We start from the raw sequence: 1,848 nt of genomic DNA on the forward strand, positions 1-1,848 counted from the left end.
GACCATTGCCCTCAATCGCGGCATCCGTAGTGATCTTCGGGGCCTTACCCGGCTTCGGCTTCGGGGCCACAGCCTTACCCGGCTTAGCAGGCTCGGCGGGCTTGTCCTTAGGCTTAGCAGGCTCGGAAGGCTTCTCCTGCGGCTTCGGCGTGGTGGCGTGAGCCAGATCCTTGTTGGAATCCACCGGGGTACCCGGCTGCTGCTCCTTACCATTCTCGTCCACCCAGGGGATCTCCTTGCCATTCTCATCCACCGGAACACCGGTCGCCTTGGCCTCATCGGCATGCAGCTTCCCGGCCTCCGGGGCCTTGATCTTGGCAGTAAAGGTCGCAGACTCACCCTTCTTAATGTCCTGCGAAGCAGGGCTGATCGACCCAGGCTGAATACCGGCGGTATCCGCAGCGATCAGCTCATCAGCCACCGAAACACCCTTAAGATCCAGATCCCCAGTGTTGGTCACCACGAAGGTCACCGTGAGATCCTGACCAGCCTCCTTGGCCACAAAGGCCTGGGCCTCATCCTGAGCATCCACCACACCATCAGCACCAGGCTGATCCTGCGGCTTCTCCTCACCGGTGAACTCCTGCGTACCGATGTACTTCTTCAACTCCAGCTTCGGAGTACCCGGGACAGGCTTCTCCTCCGGCTTCTCGCGGGTGGTCACCGTCTGGGCGACGTCGTTGATGTCCTGGTGCACGGCGATGGTATTAGGCTCCACCGCGTCCGGGGTCTCCTTGCCCTTGGCATCGACCACCATCGAGGTCAGCTCCTCAAAGGCCACCGCAGACGAGATGCCCTTGGCGTTGGCGTTGAAGGTGATCTCCACGTCCACCTTGCCGGAGACGGACTCGGCGTCCGACTTCGGAGTGGTGAACGTCTTTTCACCGGAACCGATCACCAGATCCTCACGATCCTTATCACGCATCTCTGCGTTCAAGGTGTACTCCATGTTCGGCTTGAGGCCCTCGTAACTCACCGTGTCAATAACCTTGCCACCGGGAACAATCTCATCGACAGCCTTGGGAGACACCGACGTCGAAATAGACGGCTTGAGCTCCCTCGGCTCGGTCGGCTCCTCGGTCACCGACGAAGGCGAAACATCCTCCTCCTTCGGCTGGGTCGAAGACGGCGCCGGCACATCAGGCTGCGGCACGATCGGCTTCGGTTCATCCGAGGCCGCATCCGCCGGGTTCGGGTTATTTTCCGGGTTATCCGCGTCAGGGCTACCCCCCTCGGGCTTCTTCGAGGGCTTGGGCTTGACCTGACCCTCATCCGAGGTCACCGTCTGAGCCGCGTCGTTGATGTCGTGGTGCACGGCAATCACCGCCGCGCGCTCCACGGTCTCCGGAAGCATGACAATGCCGCCCTCATTCGCCGGGCCGTCAAGAACCTCATCAGAAGCCTTAGCCGCCACGGCATCCTGATCCGCAGACATCAACGTCTCAAACGCCACCGCAGCAGCCACCGGGCCATCCAGGTCGGCGGTCACCGTGATCGCAACCTCGACCTCACCGTTACCGGACTTATCAGCCGTGAAGGTCTTTTCACCAGAGCCCAGCACAGTCTTACCATCAGCCTTGTCAATCAACTGCGCTTCAAGGGTGTAGGACTTGCCCGCAACCAGACCGGAGTAGGTCACCGTGTCATTGACCGTCGCACCGGAGAAGACAACCTTGTCCTTCTCGTTGAACTTGGCCTCGGTCTTGAGCTCGGGAGCCGCAGGCGTGATGGCATGAGCCTGATCCTCATTAGACTCCACCGAAGTACCCTCCGGCTGCTCCCTACCATCCTTATCCACAAACGGAACCTCACGGCCCTCATCATCTACCGGCGTACCAGCAGACTTAG

1 protein-coding gene is annotated in these 1,848 nt (G+C 60.6%); it reads right to left on the bottom strand.

The annotated features are described in order from the left end of the window. Positions 1-1,798: VaFE repeat-containing surface-anchored protein (locus H7347_RS10515; protein WP_186337505.1), on the bottom strand; the 1,798-nt coding region annotated here is incomplete at its 3' end. Between the last annotated feature and the right edge of the window lie 50 nt (positions 1,799-1,848).

The sequence above is a fragment of the Corynebacterium sp. zg-331 genome (assembly GCF_014267345.1).
Lineage (GTDB): Bacteria > Actinomycetota > Actinomycetes > Mycobacteriales > Mycobacteriaceae > Corynebacterium.